Source organism: Actinoplanes sp. GCM10030250 (assembly GCF_042666575.1).
Classification (GTDB): domain Bacteria; phylum Actinomycetota; class Actinomycetes; order Mycobacteriales; family Micromonosporaceae; genus Actinoplanes.
Genome location: NZ_JBHTDO010000068.1, coordinates 1 through 16,936 on the forward strand (window position 1 = coordinate 1; position 16,936 = coordinate 16,936).

Here is a 16,936-nt window from a genome sequence, read left to right on the forward strand (position 1 = left end):
CGCCGGCTTCGACCTCCTCCGAAAACGAGTCCTCCTCGCCTAACCAGCCCTGCAATCACGGAAAGTGGGCCAGAACCTTGAGACGGCCCCACCCGGACGGTTTTAACCGGCCCCACTGGACTGCAAGGGACGAGCGTGTGACGGTTTGATCTGGCCCCAGTTGCGCCGATCAGGGGACCCGGAAATCTGTCACGGAGCGTGATTGCAGTCCCGGCTTATGATGCGGCGTGACATTCACGCCTCGGGCCCCGTGGGCCGAAACACCAGAACCGGTGCGGACGGCCGTTGCAGAAGCGCTCGGTGTCACGGTCGTCGGTTATAAGGATCTCCACGGGGGCATGTCGCCCGGTCCGGCCGCGAGCTTGCAGCTGGCCGACGGGCGGCAGGTTTTTGTCAAGGCTGTGTCCGCCGAGGTTCGAGCGCACAACCACATGATGATCTTGCAGGAGTCGGCAATCCTGGACGCCTTGCCGGCGTCGGTGCCGTCCCCTCGGCGCCTCGTTACCGTCGAACATGGGCCGTGGGTCGCGTTGGCCACCACCTGGGCGCCCGGCGTAACCGGAACGGCATGGACCGACGCATCGATCGCGGCTGTTGCGCAGGCATGCCGGACCGTGAGCGGACACCGGGCGCCGGACACGCTGCCGCCAGTCGCCAAGCGCATCTTCGACTTCGACGGTTGGACGCGCATGCTGGCGAGCGGCGTGGGCGACGACTGGGAGGTGGCTCACGCTGGTCCGGCGGCCGGTGTGGTGGCCGGATGGGAACGCTGGACGGCCGGTGACGCCCTGGTCCACCGAGACATGCGCCTCGACAACACGACGTTCGACGCGCAGGCAGGATCGGCGGTGCTGCTCGACTGGGGCTATGCCGCGGCCGGAGCTCCATGGATCGACCTGGCCCAGCTGGCTGCGGACGTGGTCGCCACCGGACACGTCCTAGGCCAGCAGGCGGCGACAGATCGGGCTTATCGGCTGCTGCAGACGCTGCCGCCCGAGGCATCGCGTTTCGTTGTGGGATTGACCGGGATGTGGTGCATCCGTGCTGCGACGGTCCCGGACACCTTCAATCCGAGCATCGCCGCCTGGCGCCGGGCAAGGTCAGCCGCATTGCGCCCTCTGGTAGACCGCCTGATCGACGAGTTTCGCGACTCGACCGCAGCTGGCAGTGGAGCCGATCGCTAGGTAGTTCAACTGGTCAGATGGGCTCCTGGCGGGATTCGTGGATCGTGCGTTTACCGGTTTCGGGACGCCACGGTCGATGTCGTCGGGCCAGGGTGCGGGACGGCCCTGGTCGTCCCAGAAGCCGATCTCGGTGCCGGTGGCGAACAGGGCGGCGTTCAGTGCGTCGCGGTCGGCCCGCGCAGGGACCGCGGAATAGCCGACCGTGCACCGGTCCGGATCGCCCTGGTGGTCGTGTTGGTCTGCGGTTGACATCGCGGGTCCCTGCCAGGCCGGGGTGGCTGATCAGGCCGTCGTCGTGTTCTGCTTCACGGCCGTGAATCCGGTGGCAGCGCCGCCAGGCGCCGTTCGGTGAGGCTGACCACCCGCTGCTGCTCCCGAGCGGTAGCGACCGGTTCACCGCCGCCCGCGGCGGGGCCGGGCCGACTGACCTGCTGAGCGCGACGGGCTTCCATCGCGCCGACATCGGCGCTGGTCGCGCCGGCGTGCAGGGCGATGGTGATCCCGGCGATCACGTCAGCTGCCGGAAGCCTGCGATGCAGCAGCAGGACATCGACCAGCGCCCTCGTGCCGTCGGCGTCACCGTGGGCCTTGACCGCGGCGGCCCAGAACGCCTCATGAGCCATCGTGAACACCCCCGCCTCACGGGCCTGCGCCAGCGCCGTCGAGCCGGGCAGCGCACCCGGCTTGCGCAGCAGCACCTCAAGATAGTGATCGAGGACCAGCGTCTGAGACGTTTTCACCACCGGCCGTTCGTGGCGGGCGATCTCCGTGCGGCCGTCGAACACGACCAGCTCGGACGCGCGCAACACCACCCTCACGGTCAGGCCGATGAACCGGGCCGGGACCGAGTAGTGCGACTGCCGGACGGTGACCATCCCGTATCGATTCACCTTCGGCGTCAGGACCCGGCCCGCCTCGAACCGCTCCGGCGGCAGCGCGGCGAGCAGCGGCTGCTCAACACCGAAATCCTGCCGACCGTGCGCAGGCGATGTTCCAGCCGCCGATCGTCATCGGCCCGATCAGCGGCCTCGATCATTGCGTTCAACTCCGAGAGAGACGCGACTTCCGGGACCGGAACCAGATGGTTGCGACGGAACCGGCCGATGTCGCCCTCGACGCCCCCCTTCTCATGCGCGCCGGCAATGCCGGGCATGCAGTTGAACGCCTCGAACCCCATGGCTGAGCGGAACAGCACCCACCGTTCGCTCTCCGCGCGAGCCCGGCCGAACAGCACACGTGACACCGCCGACCGCAGGTTGTCATAGCGGGTCTTCACCGTCGGTAGGCCGCCGAGCCGGAATACCCATCCTTTCTGCCGGGCCCGGCCCGACTGTTCAGAGCGGTGTGCTCGCGCGGGCGGGTTCGGCGCCGGCAGCCGTGTCGCGGGTGTCGCCGTGGTTGCCGTGCCAGTCGAGGATCAGCAGGCAGGCGTCGTCGGGCAAGGTAGGGCCGGCGACGTCGAGGACGAGGTCGGCGAGGACCCGGACGACTTCCCGCGGATGCAGTCCGCCCAAATCCTGAACGCGGGCGGCCAGGTCCACGGCTGCCGCGCCTCGTTCGAGCATGCCGTCGGTGACCATCACGAGTCGGTCCCCGGGCTGCAGCGTGATCTGTGTCTGCTCGTACGGGCAGTGCCGTAGCACGCCGAAGGGCCGGTTGGCCGGAAGATGCACGGGCCCGGCAATGGCGTCGCGGACCAGCAGCGGGGTGGGGTGGCCGGCGTTGACGACGGCGAGGATGCCGGTGCGCAGGTCGAGGCGGCCGAGCATTCCGGTGGCGAACGTGGGCCCGGCCGGAGCGTTGTCGAGCAGTGCCACGTTCGCGGCCTCTGCCTGCTCGATCAGGCTACCGCCAACGCGGCGGGTGTTACGGAGACTGCCCACGCATAGCGTCGCGGTGAGCGCGCTCTGCACGCCGTGGCCGACGGCGTCGGTGATGCTCAGATGCAACTGGTCGCGGGCGACGCTGTAGTCGAAGGTGTCCCCACCGATACTGGCCGCGGGCTCCAGCCACGCGGCCAGGGTGAACGAGTCGGCCTCGCAGACGAACGACGCGGGCAGCAGCCGCCGCTGAATCTCCGCAGCAAGGGTGAACGGGGTGGTCCGCTGACCCCATTCGAACAGGTCGGTGTGCCGGCGGTTGGCGATCACCACGAACGCCAGTGTGTGCGCGACCCGCGACACCGCACGCACGGTCGCCTCCGGGGGCGCCGAGGCCAGGGCGAGCTCGAGCAGGCCGATGACTTCGCCTCGCTGAGTGACCGGCGCCCTCATCACGAACCTGCCGTCGCATTCTTCGACCAGCACATGTTGGCTGCGCAGCGCCTGCTCCCGGGAGCCCGCGTCGAACGGCAGCACCACTGCGACGTCCTGGTCCTGCTGACGGCCATCGGACACGGCACCGAACGGCACGTGCGAGAGCCTGACCAGGGCGCGGCCGCTCATGTCCGCGATGAGAAACGACACCCACAACGCGCCGAGTTCGATGCCGATACGGCGGGTCACGGCCTCGACAGCCTCGACCGGAGCGGCCTTCTCCACCTGGAGCAGCACGTCACTCAAATCCATACCGCTGGTCACACTGTCCGTCACGCCCCGCAGCATAAAGCCACCGGCAGAAGCGCATGGCGCTGCTCGACGAGCGAGGGGCACTCCGCTGCCGACCTGTCCACGGTTCAGTAATCTCGTCAACGTGAGTACGGATCGTTTCTGGCGGGACCAAGCCGGCGACGGCCCTGACACTGACTTGGGCGATACGCTGCATCGCCTGGAGGCCCAGGTCGGTCAGGGCTTTGATCAGATGACCGCCGTGGTCAAACCTCGGCTGCGAGGGTGGCTGCACGCCGGGACCTTCCCGCTCGCTGTCACCGTCGGGGTGCTGCTGATCGCGCTGTCGCCGGACGCCCGCTCCCGGTGGGCGTTGGCGTTGTACACGCTGTCGGCCGCGCTGCTGTTCGGTGTCAGTGCCGTCTATCACCGCGGTCGCTGGTCGCAGCGAACCCAGCAGATGTTGCGGCGATGGGACCACGCCAACATCTTCCTGATCATCGCCGGCACCTACACCCCGTTCTGCGTGCTCGTGCTACCACCCGCGCAGGCCCGCACCCTGTTGTGGATCGTGTGGTCCGGTGCGTTGGCCGGCGTCGCCTTCCGGATCCTGTGGATCGACGCCCCACGCTGGCTGCACGTAGCGGTGTACATCGCCCTGGGATGGGTCGCCGTGATCTACCTACCCTCGTTCTGGCAGTCCGGCGGCACGCCGGTCGTCACGTTCCTGTTCCTCGGCGGGCTGCTCTACACCCTCGGCGCTGTGGTCTACGGACTCAGGCGGCCCGACCCGAACCCCCGCTGGTTCGGTTTCCACGAGGTCTTCCACGCCCTGACCATCGCAGCGTTCACCGCCCACTGCATCGGCATTGCCATCGCGCTGCGCACCACCGCCGCCTGAGCAGCCGCTCTGCCGGTGATACCTACCGTCCGCGGAACGCGCGCCATGCGAAACGGTCCTTCTCTCATGATCGGAGAAGGACCGTGAAGGCGATCGGAATCACGCAGCTTCCGCTTGTTGCCGGCGCGGTTGGCTGCGGTTGCTCTCGAGAACTTCCTGGAGCTGGTTCTCGAGGAAGATGATGCGGCAGGCGGCCTCCAGAGCGATGCCTTGCCTGACCATCTCGCGGGCCCGTGCGGCGAGACGCATCTGGTGGCGCGAGTAGCGGCGGTGGCCCCCGGCCGACCGGGACGGGACGAACAGTCTCGCCTTCTCGAGGCGGCGCAGGAAGTCTTGCGAGGCGCCGGTCATCTCCGCGGCGCGGCCCATCGTGTAGGCCGGGTAGTGCTCGTCGTCGAGCATGTCATCGGGTTGGGCCATCCACACTCCTCGGCATGACGAGGGCCCCGGCGCAAGAAGCACCGGGGCCCAGGGTTACGGGTTCACAACACCATCTGCCGACACGTTCGTCGGCTTGCCTTTTCCGCACCTGCCGCCTGTCGCGGTTTGCGGTGCGAGGATCGCATAAGCGTGACCGGAGACCACCTCACGTTCGATGGAGACTGCGGTGTCCACCCCAGAACACGAAAACTGTTCTGACGGCGGGCGATCCAACGGTGCTCGGCCCTCCCTTTCCTCTGCTTCCCATTCCTGTGGTGCTGTCGTACTACCTGCCGGTGTCGGAGCCCCACGCAAACTTCACGGCCCCGCACACGTACGGCGGAATCTTCCTGCATCAGATAGAGCCCCGAACTTGCATCGGCCCCACCTGCGTCTGCCCTGACCTGGAACTTCGTCAAGGTCTTGTCTCACACTTGCCTTACTCGCTACTTCCACTGCTGTCCTGCACCAGGTTGAGCCCTAAACCTGCACTGGCCCTACCTGCAGGTGCCCTGACCTGGAGTTACGTCAAGGTCTTGGTCTTACACGTGCCTTACTGAAATCCGTGCGGTGGCACTGTTCCGCCGCGGTGCCGAGCGAGCCACGAAACGATCCGGGCCCTGCTTGACGCTCGGTCTTCGTCTGCGTCTTCAACGATCTCTGCTGTCAACGACAGAAACACTAACCAAAGCCGATGAGAATGTCTAGTCCCATCGGCATAGATTTTCTCGACGAACCGAGTGCGCTTCAGCCGCGTCGTCGACGATCCGCTGAGTCTGCAGGTCACGATCATCACGGCCGCCGCAACACCCAGCGCCCGCGACGCCATCGTCACCCCGCCCGCCGGCGGGGTGACGGCGAAGCGCCGAACATACGCGGCGCTCCCGGGCACCTTCAGCTGTTCGGGCTCGCGGGGCATCACGCCCCACGCCGCGGCGTGCCGCACGATGCACCCAGGCAAAGCGGGCGATCTTCCACCCGCGCCTTCACGGCCGGGGCAGCCGCTTCCCCGGCCGCACGAGGAAAGGTCCGCACATGAGCGCCACCGCCACCGACATCGCCGAGACACTCAACCGCGCCTTCGACGAACCCGCCATGACGATGACGATCCTGCTCGCCGAGGTCATCCCCGCCCTGGCCGAATACGACCAGGACGCCACGACCGCGGCCGACCCTGAGGGCTACCGCGACCGGATCGTCCTGCACGACGGCAGCATCATCCTTTACGACAGCCGCACCGAACGATGGACCGTCAGCAGCACCGAAGAAGTCGCCGCCTCCGACCGCCGCCGGACCACACCGAACTGAACGCTCATCCCCGCAGTCACGAATGCCAAGCCCGCCGATAGCACCCCTTGGAAGCCTCCGCGAAGGAAAGCCCCTCCCCTTTCAGCGGCTTCATGCCGTCGGCGCCGGACCGGCATCGCCACGGGGCCGGCTCGGTTGCGACGGTCCGCGACCGGCGGCATCCTTTCGAGAGATCCAGGCCCGGCACGTGGGGATGATGACCAAGAAAGGCGAGCAGGATGGCCGCCGGCGTACCGCCACCGCCATGCGCAACACCGTCGATCAACTCCAGGAAGGAGCGGCAATCCTGCGCCGCAGCGCCGAAGCGGCACCGTCGACCGCCACGAAAACCCGACTCCACCGCCTCGCCGACCAGGTCACCGACATCGCGCAGCGCACGACACCCTCACCGGCCAAGAAGACTTGAACACGTGACATCGTCACGGAGCGGCGAGCGACTGACCGGGGCTCGAGACGGGATCCGCGCGGCAAAAGGTCACGCATTTCCCGAGGCCGGCAGCATTGGCGGGGCGGTGTCGACATCGGATGCGGCGACGGCAATGTCGCCGCATCCGATGCGGGTCCATGCCAGCAAGACCGTACGCAGCGAGTTGCCCCAGCGGCGGCGTGGTCGTCGTGGGGTAGTGGCCTCGACGAGCGGCACCAGCGCCACACAACGGGCTCCTTGCCCAATCGCCGCCGGCTCCGCCCGCCCGCCGCAGGCACATCAGCCGACCGCCGGGACTACTGCGGACAACCCGGGACAACTTCCGCACCGCGCCACCAACCACGATCATAGAATCACCGGCCCCGAGAGGACCGGCGAGCCACCCGTAGATCACCGTACGGACGTTCGTGTCATCGAAGTGTCGTTGCCATCCACAATGGAGAGCGCAGCGCATCGACGTTCGGCGTCACCGACAAGGAGACCTGCCACGTCGAAATCGGATCACTCAAGCCATGAAAGCCCTGCCTAACCAAGGTTTGCGAAAGCGAGGTCAATTCAGGTGGAGGGTTCAAGGGCTGCCGAACACGAGCAGGACACGAAGATCGATCGAAATCCCGGCGCAACCCGTACGCGCGTACGTGCAAAAAACACGTGTCGCGCCGCCGTAGATGCATCGATGTCGACACATGAAAAAGGCCAGCTAAGCTGGCCTTTTGCAAAGTCGGGCTGACAGGATTTGAACCTGCGACCCCTTGACCCCCAGGGCTATATAACGATTGCGTTAAGTAACATCAACTTGTGCCATTTCATACGCAGATCCGGACAGAACGGCACCGCTATGCCGTCCGATTTCAACCAATCCCGGAAAAGTTGATCAAGGCTGTGACCAGGCATGTAACCACGCCCAATCAAGTGCGGTGCCTGCCGCTCGGTCCAGGCAAGCATTCTGGAGAGACGAAGGCGCTTGTGCGCTGCCGAGTAAGCTGACCATTCCCGCACTGGCCGGAAATTGCGGGTTCGAGTCTGCACAGGACGCGTGAACCGGGTTGGCGCCTCGACCACTTGACAGCCCATGAGAAGCGCGCCCCTCCCCCACCACTGTTAGGGCGAAGCGGTCCGAATCGAGCCTGCCCTACGGAATAGCATATCGCCATTTGGGCCTACCGGGTCAGCTTCACGGCGTTTCTGGCCATCGACGGGTGCCACCGTCGAGGGCGAAGGTGTGCTGGAATCAGTCTGGGGAGCCCGGCGCTCGGGTGGTGTGACCAGTTCTGCGATCCGGTCGCTGGCTTGCCGGCGCCGGGTGGCGCTGACCTTTGCGTAGTAGCGCATGAGTGTGGCCGGGTCATGGCCGAGCCTTTCGGCGACCTCATGGATGCCGTAGCCGGTGTCGAGCGAAGTCGACGCGAGCATGTGCCGGATCTGATGAGGTCCGAGCGGCCTAACCTTCGCGGCGACGGCGAGCTGGTTGAACCGGTCGGTGAGGTTGTCCGGGCGCATCGGCTAACCGGTACGCCCGGTGAACAGATACCGCGACGCCGACCCCGACGCCATGCTGGCGAGCATCCCCAGCGTCACCGTATCCAGGAACAACGTCCGCCGGCCGTTGTGTGACTTCGGTAGTTTCACCCGTGTTCGGCTGCCGGTATTCTCGACGACGATCTGCCGGCGCACGGTCAGCGTGCCCTGATCGGGTTCCAGGTCACCGCACCGCAGACCACACAACTCGCCACGCCGCAGACCGGACACCAGCAGCAGCCGCCACATCGGGTACAGGAGATCCTCACCGACATGCTCACCGAATCGGCGGGCCTCGGTGAGCGTCCATACCCGCCGCTCTTCATCGCTCTCCCGTGGCTTACGCGTTCCTAATCGCCGGCCGAGTTGTTCCTCGAACGCTTTGGACAGCACCAGGTCCAGGGTTCGCAGACTGGTGCGGGAGTAGCCCGCCGCTTCCAGGTCGCGGTAGGCGTTCTCCACCATCCGTGCACTGAGCCGCGACGCCCGAACCCGGCCCACATACGGGTAGATCAGGTTGAGCAGCCACGAATAGTTATAGAGCGTGTTGGGTTCGAGTTCCTGCTCCCGTGACAGGAGCCAGCCGTCGCAGATGGTCTGCATCGTGTCGCTCGGTCGCGGTTTCGGATGCCGTGCATCCCGCTGCCGGCACAACCGGTCATACACGACCTTGGCGGCCTTCGCCGTGACGAACCCGGACCGCCGCGCCTGCATCCGGACCCCGCTGCTGTCGTTGCCCAGCTCCAGACGGAACCCGAACAACCCGGTGACCTGATCATGAAAGATGGGACTGGTCTCGAGCATGGCCCGCACCTCGGCTCCAGTAACGGCTCCCTGACGAGAAGAGCCTTCACTTTCACCACGACGACGGTTGATGGAGGCAACCGGCCGGACCTCAGGGCGTCACCCGAAAGAGAGTGCACCGCCCCGGCAGTCGACGATCGCCCAGGCTTCAGTGCCCTGGTCGTATCGTCAGCTTCGACGCCTGCAGCAGCCGATTTGCCGCTACTCCTCACTCTCGGAGCGCTATTCCGGGATCCTGATGAGGCGATCCTCCTGGCTCAGCGGCAGTGCCACGCGGTGCACGAAGTCCATGATGATGTCGCGGGCGAGTTTGTTCCGCTCATACGATGCCTCGGCGGCATCGAGCAGCGCGACGATCTCAAGGAGTTCGCAGCGGTACAGGGCCGGTTCGGTGGACGTGATGCCGAGTTCGTAGCAGTGGTGGTGGACGGGCTGAGACAGCGCACCGTCCAAAGGCATGCAGCCCGCTGTCCCACCTGGAGCCCGGCATAGCCACCCACCGACTTCGCCGTCCGCCCCGGCGATACGGTCGAGATAGCGTCTGCCACCCTCGGCACGCTGACAAACTGTCAGCGGTCAGGACGAAGTCCTGTCCTGCGGTCTCGTGATCTCCAGGTCAACGGACACCAGATTCCGGGGTCCGCGAGCTAGGACTCAAATGTCCGTCGACAAGGCTTTTCACGTTCCGCTGGCACAAACCCCGTCGTAGCGATCGACTGCCCCCAGGAGACCCGGCCTTCACTTACCTGACCGTGCACCTCGAACAGCCGGGCAGCATCGACACCGCACCGCCCGGGAGACGGTCGCCACAGTGTTCACCGCCGGTTCCGGACGTCCGCGACTCGGTGCTCGGCTTTCTACTCCATCCACGAAGAGGTCCTGATCGGCCCCCTCCCCGCCGACCTCGCAGAAGCCACTACGACTGCCCTCCTCGGCGCTCCCCGTATGGCCGGTAGCGTGATACCCCGGAGGTGAGTGCCGATGCCGATGGAACTGGGACTGTGGCGCGTCGACGGGCAACCAGTCAGGCTGACCCCGTCAAGTGTGCCGTTGGAGAAGACCCTCGAGGACCTGATCGAAAACGATCCGGACATCCTTGGCGAACCATTGCTGATCATCGGACGGCAGGTGCCGACCAAGCACGGCAAAATCCTTGACCTGCTCGCCGTGGACGGCGACGGCGTCCTCCACGCGATCGAACTCAAGCGCGACCGCACACCGCGCGAGGCGACTGCTCAGGCACTGGACTACGGGTCATGGGTGCAGACGCTGACTCACGAGGATGTCCTGGACCTTTTCGGACAGTACCGGCCGGGCCAGACCTTCGAGCAGGCGTTCGTCGACCGCTTCGGCATGGCCCCACCAGAGGAGATCAACACGGACCATCGGCTGACCATCGTGGCCGGCGACATGGATCCGGCCACCGAACGAATCATCGGCTACCTGTCCCGGTTCCAGGTGCCGATCAACGTCGCCCTGTTCCGGTACTTCCAGGACGACGACCGGGCGTACCTCGCCCGCACTTGGCTCCTACCGGACACCGACACCGTCGAGACAGCCACGCCTCGCCGTTCAAGCGCAAAGGAGACCTGGAATGGTCAGGACTGGTACGTGTCGTTCGGCGAAGAGTCCAGCATCCGCTCCTGGGACGACGCCCGCGAGTACGGGTTCGTCTCCGCCGGCGGGGGCGAGTGGTACAGCCGCTCTCTGCGCGCCCTGCCGCTCGGCGGCCGGGTTTTCGTCCATCTTCCCAAGACCGGGTATGTGGGCGTCGGACTTGTCGCGGGCCCAGCGACACCGTTCGATCAGGCCGTCCTCACCGTGGATGAGGAGCAACGGAAAATGACGGAGCTGCCTCTGTCCGCACGGTACCAGCACACAGCCACGGGCGCCGACAAGGACGAATATGTGGTGCCAGTCACCTGGATCAGGACCCTGGACAGGGAGGCGGCGATCTGGGAGAAGGGATTCTTCGCCAACCAGAACTCCGCTTGCAAGATGCGAAACCGCTTCACCTTGGACACCTTGATCCAGCGATTCACTCTCGACGAGTAACCAGCTCGACGCCCATCACCAAGGCTGCCGCCGCCAGTGAACGAGCAGCTACATAAGTCATCTAGTCGGTATCCATCGATTTATGATGTCGGCATGGTCCCTCGATCGGTCGGCAAACTGGCTCCCACCACGATCGTTCCGCCCGCACAGGATGAACCTTCTCGCCGAGCCGGCCGACCTCCTTCGCTCCGCACGTGACTCAAGCCGTACGGTCAGTCCACGCCCGCGTCGAGTAGCGCGATGATCTCAAGAAGTTCGGTGCGGTAGCGCGTCAATTCGGCGGCGGTCACGCCGAGCTCGTAGCAGTGGTGGTGGCCGGCACGTGACAACACCGACCAGAGGTACGCCGCCCACTGTCCCACCTCCGGCCCGGCGTAGTGGGTGAGCAGCAGCAGCTTCGGCCGCTGGGCGCGAGCCCTGTGAGTGCCGAGAACCTCATCCATCCTGGTCACAGCAATCTTGATCATCGGGGTGGAGTGCTCCGGTGAGACGTGGAACCTCTCGGCTGGATCGTGATGGCCCGTCTACGCTGGGCACTGCGCGACGATGGGGTGTGCTGTTTCGACTGGCGTACCTCGGCGTGATCAACACGCTCGCCCTACTCCGGCTACTACCGATGAGCGATCGCGACAAAGACGCCGAGATCCTCGCGCTCCGGCACCAGATCACGGTCCTCGAACGGCAGTTGCACGGTGACCGGGTCCGGTTCACCCCAGCGGACCGGGCGTGGCTGGCCGCTCTGCTGCATCCGCTGCCGCGAACCGTGCTGGCCCATCTGCGGCTACTGGTCCGCCCGGAAACCGTGTTGCGCTGGCACCGGGACCTGATCACCCGCCAGCACGCCCACCGTTCCCGGCCCAAACGGCCCGGGCGGCCACCCACGATCCGGGCGATCCGCCGACTCGTCCTACGTCTGGCGCGCGAGAACAACACCTGGGGATACCGCCGCATCCACGGCGAACTCCTCGGCCTGGGCGTCAAGGTCGCCGCGTCTACCATCTGGGACATCGTTCAGGACGCCGGTATCGACCCGGCGCCCGAGCGCACGAGCAGCACCTGGGCGACGTTCCTGCGGTCCCAGGCCCAAGCCGTCATCGCCGCCGACTTTTTCGAAACCACCACACTGCCCGGCACCCGCCTCTACGTCCTGGCCGTCATCGAACACGCCACCCGCCGCATCCGGATCCTCGGCGCCACCGCACATCCGACCGCTGCCTGGGTGGCCCAGACCGCCCGTAACCTGGTGATGGACCTCGAAGACGCCGACTGCCAGATGAGATACATGATCCGGGACCGGGACGGCAAGTACCCGGCCCTGTTCGACACCGTCCTCGCCGACGCCGGTATCGACGTGGTGCTCAGCGGAGTCCGGGTGCCCCGGATGAACGCGGTGATGGAACGCTGGGTCCGAACCTGCCGGCGTGAACTCCTCGACCGGACGCTGATCCTCAACCAGCGGCACTTGCTGCACGCGTTACGCGAGTACGAGGTCTTCTACAACGAGCACCGACCACATCAGGGCATCGCCAACGTCCGGCCACTCGCGCCGCTGCCCGAACCGATCACCGATCCGGACCGGCTCGCCCGCCTGAATATCCACCGACGTAACCGCCTCGGCGGCATCCTCCACGAGTACGAGCATGCCGCTTGACCTGCCCGGATGGCATTTTCGGCAGGTACAGGGTCGCCGCGGACGAGGCCTACGGCAACAACGCCCGGCTGCGCGGTGAGCTGCGCAAACTCCGCCTCGGCTACGTCTTGGCGGTCTCCTGCGATCACCTCGTGCCGATCGACGGCGGCAAAACCCGCTGCCGCGCCGACCGGCTGGCTGCCGATCTACCCGCCACCGTGTGGACCCGGCGCAGTGCCGGCGACGGATCAAAAGGGCCACGGTTCTACGACTGGGCCTGGCTGGCCGACGTCGGCGCCGACGGTAACCCCGACGACGACGGCCGGCACAGCCTGCTGATCCGCCGCAACCACACCACCGGTGAGCTGGCCTTCTACCCCTGCTGGGCACCCCAACCGGCCACCCTCGCCCAACTCGTCGGCGTCGCGGGAGTTCGGTGGATCGTAGAGGAGTCGTTCCAGGCCGGCAAGGGTCAGGTCGGGCTTGACCAGCACCAGGTCCGCCGCTGGACGTCCTGGCACCGGTTCACCACCCTCGCCCTGCCAGCCCTCGCCGTCCTCGCGATCTGCGCCGCCGACGCCCGCACCCCGGCCCGCCCCGCTCAGCCCGACATGATCGACCTGACCGTCAACGAGATCCGCCGCCTGATCAACGTCCTACTGATCCGCCCGACTCGCAGCATCGCCTACCGTTTGCGCTGGTCACGCTGGCGACGCCGACACCAAGCACGAGCCAGGCGAGCCCACTACGCCCGCCGACTCACCCTCGAACTCCAGCCATGATCACGAATGGCGGCTGCCGTACTAGGTAACCGCTCATGGCTGGCACCGTTCGGAAAGGGCATGAACAACTGCGCGATGCAACGCGCGCTATGAACCAACCGACTGCGTCCGGGGCACGCTGGCCGGCTCCGTGCCGCTGCTGACGGGCGACGGATTCGCTGCGGCGGATCGGCGGCGGACGGCACGGCGTAGGCGCGCTGCCCGCAAACCGCCATGCCACGCGGTCGACGGCGGTGGCGACCCGGCCGAGCCAGTTCGCGGATCGGTCGGTGTCGTTCGTCAAGGCGCTCAGCAGTGCGATCACCCGCTCGCGGTCACGGCGTTGGCCGGCTTGTAACCGTCTGATGGGTGCGGGTCCGGCGACGATGCCGAGCATCGTCACCGCGCGGTGTCGTGGTGCCAGAAGTGGCGCATGGCCTTGGCGAGGCTGCCGGCCAGGGCCGGGTCGCGGGCGCCGCGGCTGAGCAGGTAGGAGACGAGGTTGTCCTCGGTGGGGATGCCGTAGCGGTCGGCGAAGCGGGTCGGGCCTTCGGCCAGGAGCCGTCCGTAGTTCTCGGCCCGGATCTGGGCGACGAAGCTCATCTCGTGCTTTTCGAAAACTTCACCCACGAGGAAGGCGCCACCGAACACATCGGCCTCCACCATTTCCCCCACGTCAGCACCTCCATCGCCGACTGGGTGGTCGACACTTTCGCGGCCCTGGCGCGGTAAGCGGAACCAGGCCAGCACACGGTGCCGGCGCGCTGGACCGGCGCGGTGCGGCATCCTTCTGGCAGCCAGCGCCACGGGCGCCCTAGCGGCGCTGGCATCGCACAGGTCTCCAGCAACTTCCGTATCACGCCAGCGGGGTACAGAAATCAGCGCGTTCTAGCGAGGGAAGATACAAGGCGGTGCGGATCGCCCTACCTGCGCACTTCCGAGCCGGCGTACCAGAAGCTCCTCAGCTACCCGGCTGACGGATTGCGGCGCCCGGATCGGTGCTCTGCTCAAGGGCCGTCCACCACTCCTCCAGCTCATCGACCCGGCTCTGGAGTGCGGCGTTCGCCGCCCGGGCCGTCGCCAGTTCCTCGGTCAGCGCACCGATCGGCCCGGAGGCGGTCAGGGCGTCGAGCCAGCCCGCGACCAGCCGATCCTCAGCGGCGACCCGGCGGAGCGCGGAGGCGACCACCTCCGGTGACAACTCAGCCACGAACTCTCTCGGGAGCGTGAGCAGGCGAGCGACCTCGCCGAGGCTCCGCGCGGCGCTCATCTGGCGCCGAAGGCGCTCGGCGGACGGCACCGACGGTTCGGCCGGTGTCGCAGCCGCGATCGGCTTGGCGGAAGAAGGAGCGGGCTTCAACACAGGCGCGGGCGTAGGTGGCGGCTCCGGGTCAGGCTCGGCCTCTGACGGGAGTTCGGGAAGGTCGTCCCCCACCCAGGCGTAGGCCAGAGTGTCGCCCTTCTGCCGTCGGACGACATTTGGCCACTTGGGCAGAACCGCCAGCGCGCGGGGCCCGTGCCGGGCCCAGGTCTCGTTCCGGAGACCGAGCTCGGCCAGACGCTCCCGGATCTCTCGCACCTTCAGCGGGACCGACGACTCGGCCAACAGGTGGAGAACCACCGCGAGGGGCTCTTGGGCGAAGACGGCGTGGAACAGCCGGGAGTCGGACAGAGCCAGGAAACGCAGCGAACCCCTCGTCGCGACGTGAACGCCGGCGCCCCGTGGGACAAGCTCTTCCTCATCAGTGTCATCCCACTTGACCTGATAGTTTGTCCCGTCATCCGCGAGGATCGATCCGGCTCGGGTACGGCGTACGCCGAACGAATCGGACACCCGGACAAGACCCTGATCTGCGCTCACGAATGCGACTGTAATGGTTATCGTCGCGGCCGGGGCGCCGGCCGGAGCCAGCCCATCCTGGCCAGGCTCATCGGCCGTGTGCGCCCAGCGCCGGCTTGGCGGAACAACTCTGAGAGGCTGGTTTGAGGGTTTAGGTCCGTTTCTCGGTGAGGGCGAATACTCCGGGTTCGTTTCGGTGAGGATGTTGCGGTTGACCATGCGTTTCAGGCGTGAGCGGGCGCTTTCGACGTGGCCGGGTGTGGGGTCCTCATCGGCGAGCTGTCCATGCGCAGCGACGACTTCCGCACCTGGTGGGCCGCCCAGGACGTCTATGTGCATCGGCACGGGACGAAACGCTTCCACCACCCCGCCATCGGCGAGCTGGACCTGGCCTACGAGGCTCTCGAGCTGCCTGGCGACGACGCACTCATGATCGTCACCTACTCCGCCGAGCCGGGCACCCCCTCCGGTGACGGCCTCGAGCTGCTCGCCACCTGGGCCGCGACGCAGCAGAGCGCCGCGGCTCAGGCCGATCGGTGAGAGCGCCAGGCGTTCCAGACCCGCCACGGTCGGGTTGGCCAGCCGCCCGGCCACCAGCGGCCCCGGCCAAAGCTGACCGCCGTGGGTGTGACCGGACAACTGCAGGTCGACGCCGTGCCTGCTGACCGGCCCGTAGAGCCGGCCGGTCATGGTCTGGCAGCCCAAGCCGATGCTGGAGACCTTGAGCCCCGGCCCAGCCGGCGGCGGCCGGCCAACGTCGTGGCCTTGGCCACGGTCCTGCCACCGCCGCCGGCCAAAGCCGCCGAGGCGGGCCACGCCACAGCGGCCACGGCGGGGGTAGCCGCAAGGCCCGCAGCGCCTATCAGGAACCGGCGGCGGCTGTGGTTGTCAGACATTCGGCACCTTCATCAGCGGGTGAGCAGGCCGACGCGGCGCAGCCAAGCCTCGACAGCCGGCTCGGCGTCGGCGACCTCCTCGCCGCGCACCGCCAGACCCTCGCCGAGGCGTGCGCCGGGACAGGACGCGGTGTAGTCACGCTCAGTGGTGCCGAGACCACTCATCGCGTGCGTGGTGAGCGGGTGGATCGTCTTGCCGGTGAAGTCGAGGCCCTCGACCAGGGTTGTCATGATCATCGGTGCCCGGACGTTCCAGATCGGGCTGCCCAGCAGAATGGTGGTGTAGTTCTCGATCGACGTCAGCGGGTTGGCGATGCCCGGCCTGGCGTTCGCGTCCTGCTCCCGGACATTGCGCTGCACCGTCGGCTGGTAGTCGTCGGGGTACGGGTCAGTAGCCTCGATCTTGTGGACGTCACAGGCGATCAATCTGCTGATCATGCCCGCCACTACCTCTGTGTTGCCGACGCTCAGGCGACGGCGTCCACCGTTGAAGTAGTTCTCCCCAGCGCGGGAGAAGTAGGCCAGCAGCACCGTGTTGCCCGGTCCGCCTCCGGTCGTCGCCGACGCCGCCGCGGACGCCGTCGTCATCGACACCTCGAACTACTACCCGGCCCGCGACGGGCACATCGCGGCCCTCGACCGCGGG

The 16,936-nt window shown here is 66.9% G+C and carries 19 protein-coding genes and 1 pseudogene; 8 read left to right on the top strand and 12 right to left on the bottom strand.

Annotation, left to right across the window (positions count from 1 at the left end; genetic code table 11):
* Positions 1–227: 227 nt before the first annotated feature.
* Positions 228–1,184, top strand: coding sequence for a phosphotransferase family protein (locus ACFQV6_RS43400; protein ID WP_378033587.1), 957 nt, complete (start codon positions 228–230; stop codon positions 1,182–1,184).
* Positions 1,185–1,492: 308 nt separating this feature from the next.
* Here ACFQV6_RS43400 and ACFQV6_RS43405 read toward each other — a convergent pair.
* Both ACFQV6_RS43405 and ACFQV6_RS43410 read right to left on the bottom strand, forming a co-directional pair.
* Positions 1,493–2,478: pseudogene (locus ACFQV6_RS43405) on the bottom strand (IS21 family transposase); the annotation flags it as partial.
* Between the two features lie 40 nt (positions 2,479–2,518).
* Positions 2,519–3,775 (bottom strand): PP2C family protein-serine/threonine phosphatase, encoded by a 1,257-nt coding sequence (locus tag ACFQV6_RS43410; protein ID WP_378033588.1) that lies wholly within the window; start codon positions 3,773–3,775, stop codon positions 2,519–2,521.
* 208 nt (positions 3,776–3,983) lie between these two features.
* Here ACFQV6_RS43410 and ACFQV6_RS43415 point away from each other — a divergent pair, with 208 nt between their 5' ends.
* Positions 3,984–4,631, top strand: coding sequence for a hemolysin III family protein (locus ACFQV6_RS43415; RefSeq protein WP_378033605.1), 648 nt, complete (start codon positions 3,984–3,986; stop codon positions 4,629–4,631).
* A 99-nt stretch (positions 4,632–4,730) separates the two neighbouring features.
* Here the strand turns inward: ACFQV6_RS43415 and ACFQV6_RS43420 are convergent, their stop codons facing one another.
* A complete protein-coding gene (locus ACFQV6_RS43420; protein WP_378033589.1) occupies positions 4,731–5,051 on the bottom strand; it encodes a helix-turn-helix domain-containing protein in 321 nt (106 codons plus the stop codon).
* A gap of 1,035 nt (positions 5,052–6,086) precedes the next feature.
* Here ACFQV6_RS43420 and ACFQV6_RS43425 point away from each other — a divergent pair.
* Both ACFQV6_RS43425 and ACFQV6_RS43430 read left to right on the top strand, forming a co-directional pair.
* The gene (locus ACFQV6_RS43425) at positions 6,087–6,359 is read left to right on the top strand and encodes a hypothetical protein (RefSeq protein WP_378033590.1); all 273 of its coding nucleotides are present in this window, start codon (positions 6,087–6,089) and stop codon (positions 6,357–6,359) included.
* A 196-nt stretch (positions 6,360–6,555) separates the two neighbouring features.
* Complete coding sequence (locus ACFQV6_RS43430; protein WP_378033591.1) at positions 6,556–6,765, top strand: hypothetical protein; 210 nt, start codon at positions 6,556–6,558, stop codon at positions 6,763–6,765.
* Positions 6,766–6,834: 69 nt separating this feature from the next.
* On the opposite strand, the gene ACFQV6_RS43435 is transcribed toward ACFQV6_RS43430, so the two are convergent.
* From ACFQV6_RS43435 to ACFQV6_RS43450, 4 genes are all read right to left on the bottom strand, one after another.
* Positions 6,835–7,011: a hypothetical protein gene (locus ACFQV6_RS43435; protein WP_378033592.1), complete on the bottom strand. Its 177-nt coding sequence runs from the start codon at positions 7,009–7,011 to the stop codon at positions 6,835–6,837.
* Positions 7,012–7,887: 876 nt separating this feature from the next.
* A complete protein-coding gene (locus ACFQV6_RS43440) occupies positions 7,888–8,286 on the bottom strand; it encodes a tyrosine-type recombinase/integrase (protein ID WP_378033593.1) in 399 nt (132 codons plus the stop codon).
* Positions 8,287–8,289: 3 nt separating this feature from the next.
* Positions 8,290–9,108, bottom strand: a complete 819-nt coding sequence (locus tag ACFQV6_RS43445; protein ID WP_378033594.1) for a tyrosine-type recombinase/integrase — start codon at positions 9,106–9,108, stop codon at positions 8,290–8,292.
* Between the two features lie 222 nt (positions 9,109–9,330).
* Positions 9,331–9,561, bottom strand: a complete 231-nt coding sequence (locus tag ACFQV6_RS43450; RefSeq protein WP_378033595.1) for a hypothetical protein — start codon at positions 9,559–9,561, stop codon at positions 9,331–9,333.
* Positions 9,562–10,095: 534 nt separating this feature from the next.
* Between ACFQV6_RS43450 and ACFQV6_RS43455 the strand changes: the two genes are divergently transcribed.
* Positions 10,096–11,163 (top strand): hypothetical protein, encoded by a 1,068-nt coding sequence (locus ACFQV6_RS43455; RefSeq protein WP_378033596.1) that lies wholly within the window; start codon positions 10,096–10,098, stop codon positions 11,161–11,163.
* A 212-nt stretch (positions 11,164–11,375) separates the two neighbouring features.
* Here ACFQV6_RS43455 and ACFQV6_RS43460 read toward each other — a convergent pair whose 3' ends face one another.
* Complete coding sequence (locus ACFQV6_RS43460; protein ID WP_378033597.1) at positions 11,376–11,630, bottom strand: hypothetical protein; 255 nt, start codon at positions 11,628–11,630, stop codon at positions 11,376–11,378.
* A gap of 86 nt (positions 11,631–11,716) precedes the next feature.
* Here ACFQV6_RS43460 and ACFQV6_RS43465 point away from each other — a divergent pair, with 86 nt between their 5' ends.
* Positions 11,717–12,814: an integrase core domain-containing protein gene (locus ACFQV6_RS43465; RefSeq protein ID WP_378033598.1), complete on the top strand. Its 1,098-nt coding sequence runs from the start codon at positions 11,717–11,719 to the stop codon at positions 12,812–12,814.
* Positions 12,811–13,575: a hypothetical protein gene (locus tag ACFQV6_RS43470; RefSeq protein ID WP_378033599.1), complete on the top strand. Its 765-nt coding sequence runs from the start codon at positions 12,811–12,813 to the stop codon at positions 13,573–13,575. Before ACFQV6_RS43465 ends, ACFQV6_RS43470 begins: the two co-directional genes overlap by 4 nt.
* 378 nt (positions 13,576–13,953) lie before the next feature.
* On the opposite strand, the gene ACFQV6_RS43475 is transcribed toward ACFQV6_RS43470, so the two are convergent.
* The gene (locus ACFQV6_RS43475) at positions 13,954–14,229 is read right to left on the bottom strand and encodes a hypothetical protein (RefSeq protein WP_378033600.1); all 276 of its coding nucleotides are present in this window, start codon (positions 14,227–14,229) and stop codon (positions 13,954–13,956) included.
* Positions 14,230–14,515: 286 nt separating this feature from the next.
* Positions 14,516–15,415: a hypothetical protein gene (locus ACFQV6_RS43480; RefSeq protein WP_378033601.1), complete on the bottom strand. Its 900-nt coding sequence runs from the start codon at positions 15,413–15,415 to the stop codon at positions 14,516–14,518.
* 228 nt (positions 15,416–15,643) lie between these two features.
* Here ACFQV6_RS43480 and ACFQV6_RS43485 point away from each other — a divergent pair, with 228 nt between their 5' ends.
* Positions 15,644–15,934, top strand: a complete 291-nt coding sequence (locus ACFQV6_RS43485; protein WP_378033602.1) for a hypothetical protein — start codon at positions 15,644–15,646, stop codon at positions 15,932–15,934.
* Between the two features lie 146 nt (positions 15,935–16,080).
* On the opposite strand, the gene ACFQV6_RS43490 is transcribed toward ACFQV6_RS43485, so the two are convergent.
* Together ACFQV6_RS43490 and ACFQV6_RS43495 are read right to left on the bottom strand one after the other, a co-directional pair.
* Positions 16,081–16,290, bottom strand: coding sequence for a ubiquinol-cytochrome c reductase iron-sulfur subunit N-terminal domain-containing protein (locus ACFQV6_RS43490; protein ID WP_378033603.1), 210 nt, complete (start codon positions 16,288–16,290; stop codon positions 16,081–16,083).
* A gap of 12 nt (positions 16,291–16,302) precedes the next feature.
* On the bottom strand, positions 16,303–16,878 hold the full coding sequence (locus tag ACFQV6_RS43495; protein ID WP_378033604.1) for a flavodoxin: 576 nt from the start codon (positions 16,876–16,878) through the stop codon (positions 16,303–16,305).
* Positions 16,879–16,936 lie beyond the last annotated feature (58 nt).

Bases quoted from the DNA above. Each gene is read 5' to 3' on its own strand.
- ACFQV6_RS43420 (WP_378033589.1), bottom strand. From the start codon at position 5,051: ATGGCCCAACCCGATGACATGCTCGACGACGAGCACTACCCGGCCTAC.
- ACFQV6_RS43415 (WP_378033605.1), top strand. From the start codon at position 3,984: ATGACCGCCGTGGTCAAACCTCGGCTGCGAGGGTGGCTGCACGCCGGG.
- ACFQV6_RS43490 (WP_378033603.1), bottom strand. From the start codon at position 16,290: ATGTCTGACAACCACAGCCGCCGCCGGTTCCTGATAGGCGCTGCGGGC.
- ACFQV6_RS43445 (WP_378033594.1), bottom strand. From the start codon at position 9,108: ATGCTCGAGACCAGTCCCATCTTTCATGATCAGGTCACCGGGTTGTTC.
- ACFQV6_RS43440 (WP_378033593.1), bottom strand. From the start codon at position 8,286: ATGCGCCCGGACAACCTCACCGACCGGTTCAACCAGCTCGCCGTCGCC.
- ACFQV6_RS43425 (WP_378033590.1), top strand. From the start codon at position 6,087: ATGAGCGCCACCGCCACCGACATCGCCGAGACACTCAACCGCGCCTTC.
- ACFQV6_RS43430 (WP_378033591.1), top strand. From the start codon at position 6,556: ATGACCAAGAAAGGCGAGCAGGATGGCCGCCGGCGTACCGCCACCGCC.
- ACFQV6_RS43455 (WP_378033596.1), top strand. From the start codon at position 10,096: ATGGAACTGGGACTGTGGCGCGTCGACGGGCAACCAGTCAGGCTGACC.
- ACFQV6_RS43460 (WP_378033597.1), bottom strand. From the start codon at position 11,630: ATGATCAAGATTGCTGTGACCAGGATGGATGAGGTTCTCGGCACTCAC.
- ACFQV6_RS43495 (WP_378033604.1), bottom strand. From the start codon at position 16,878: ATGACGACGGCGTCCGCGGCGGCGTCGGCGACGACCGGAGGCGGACCG.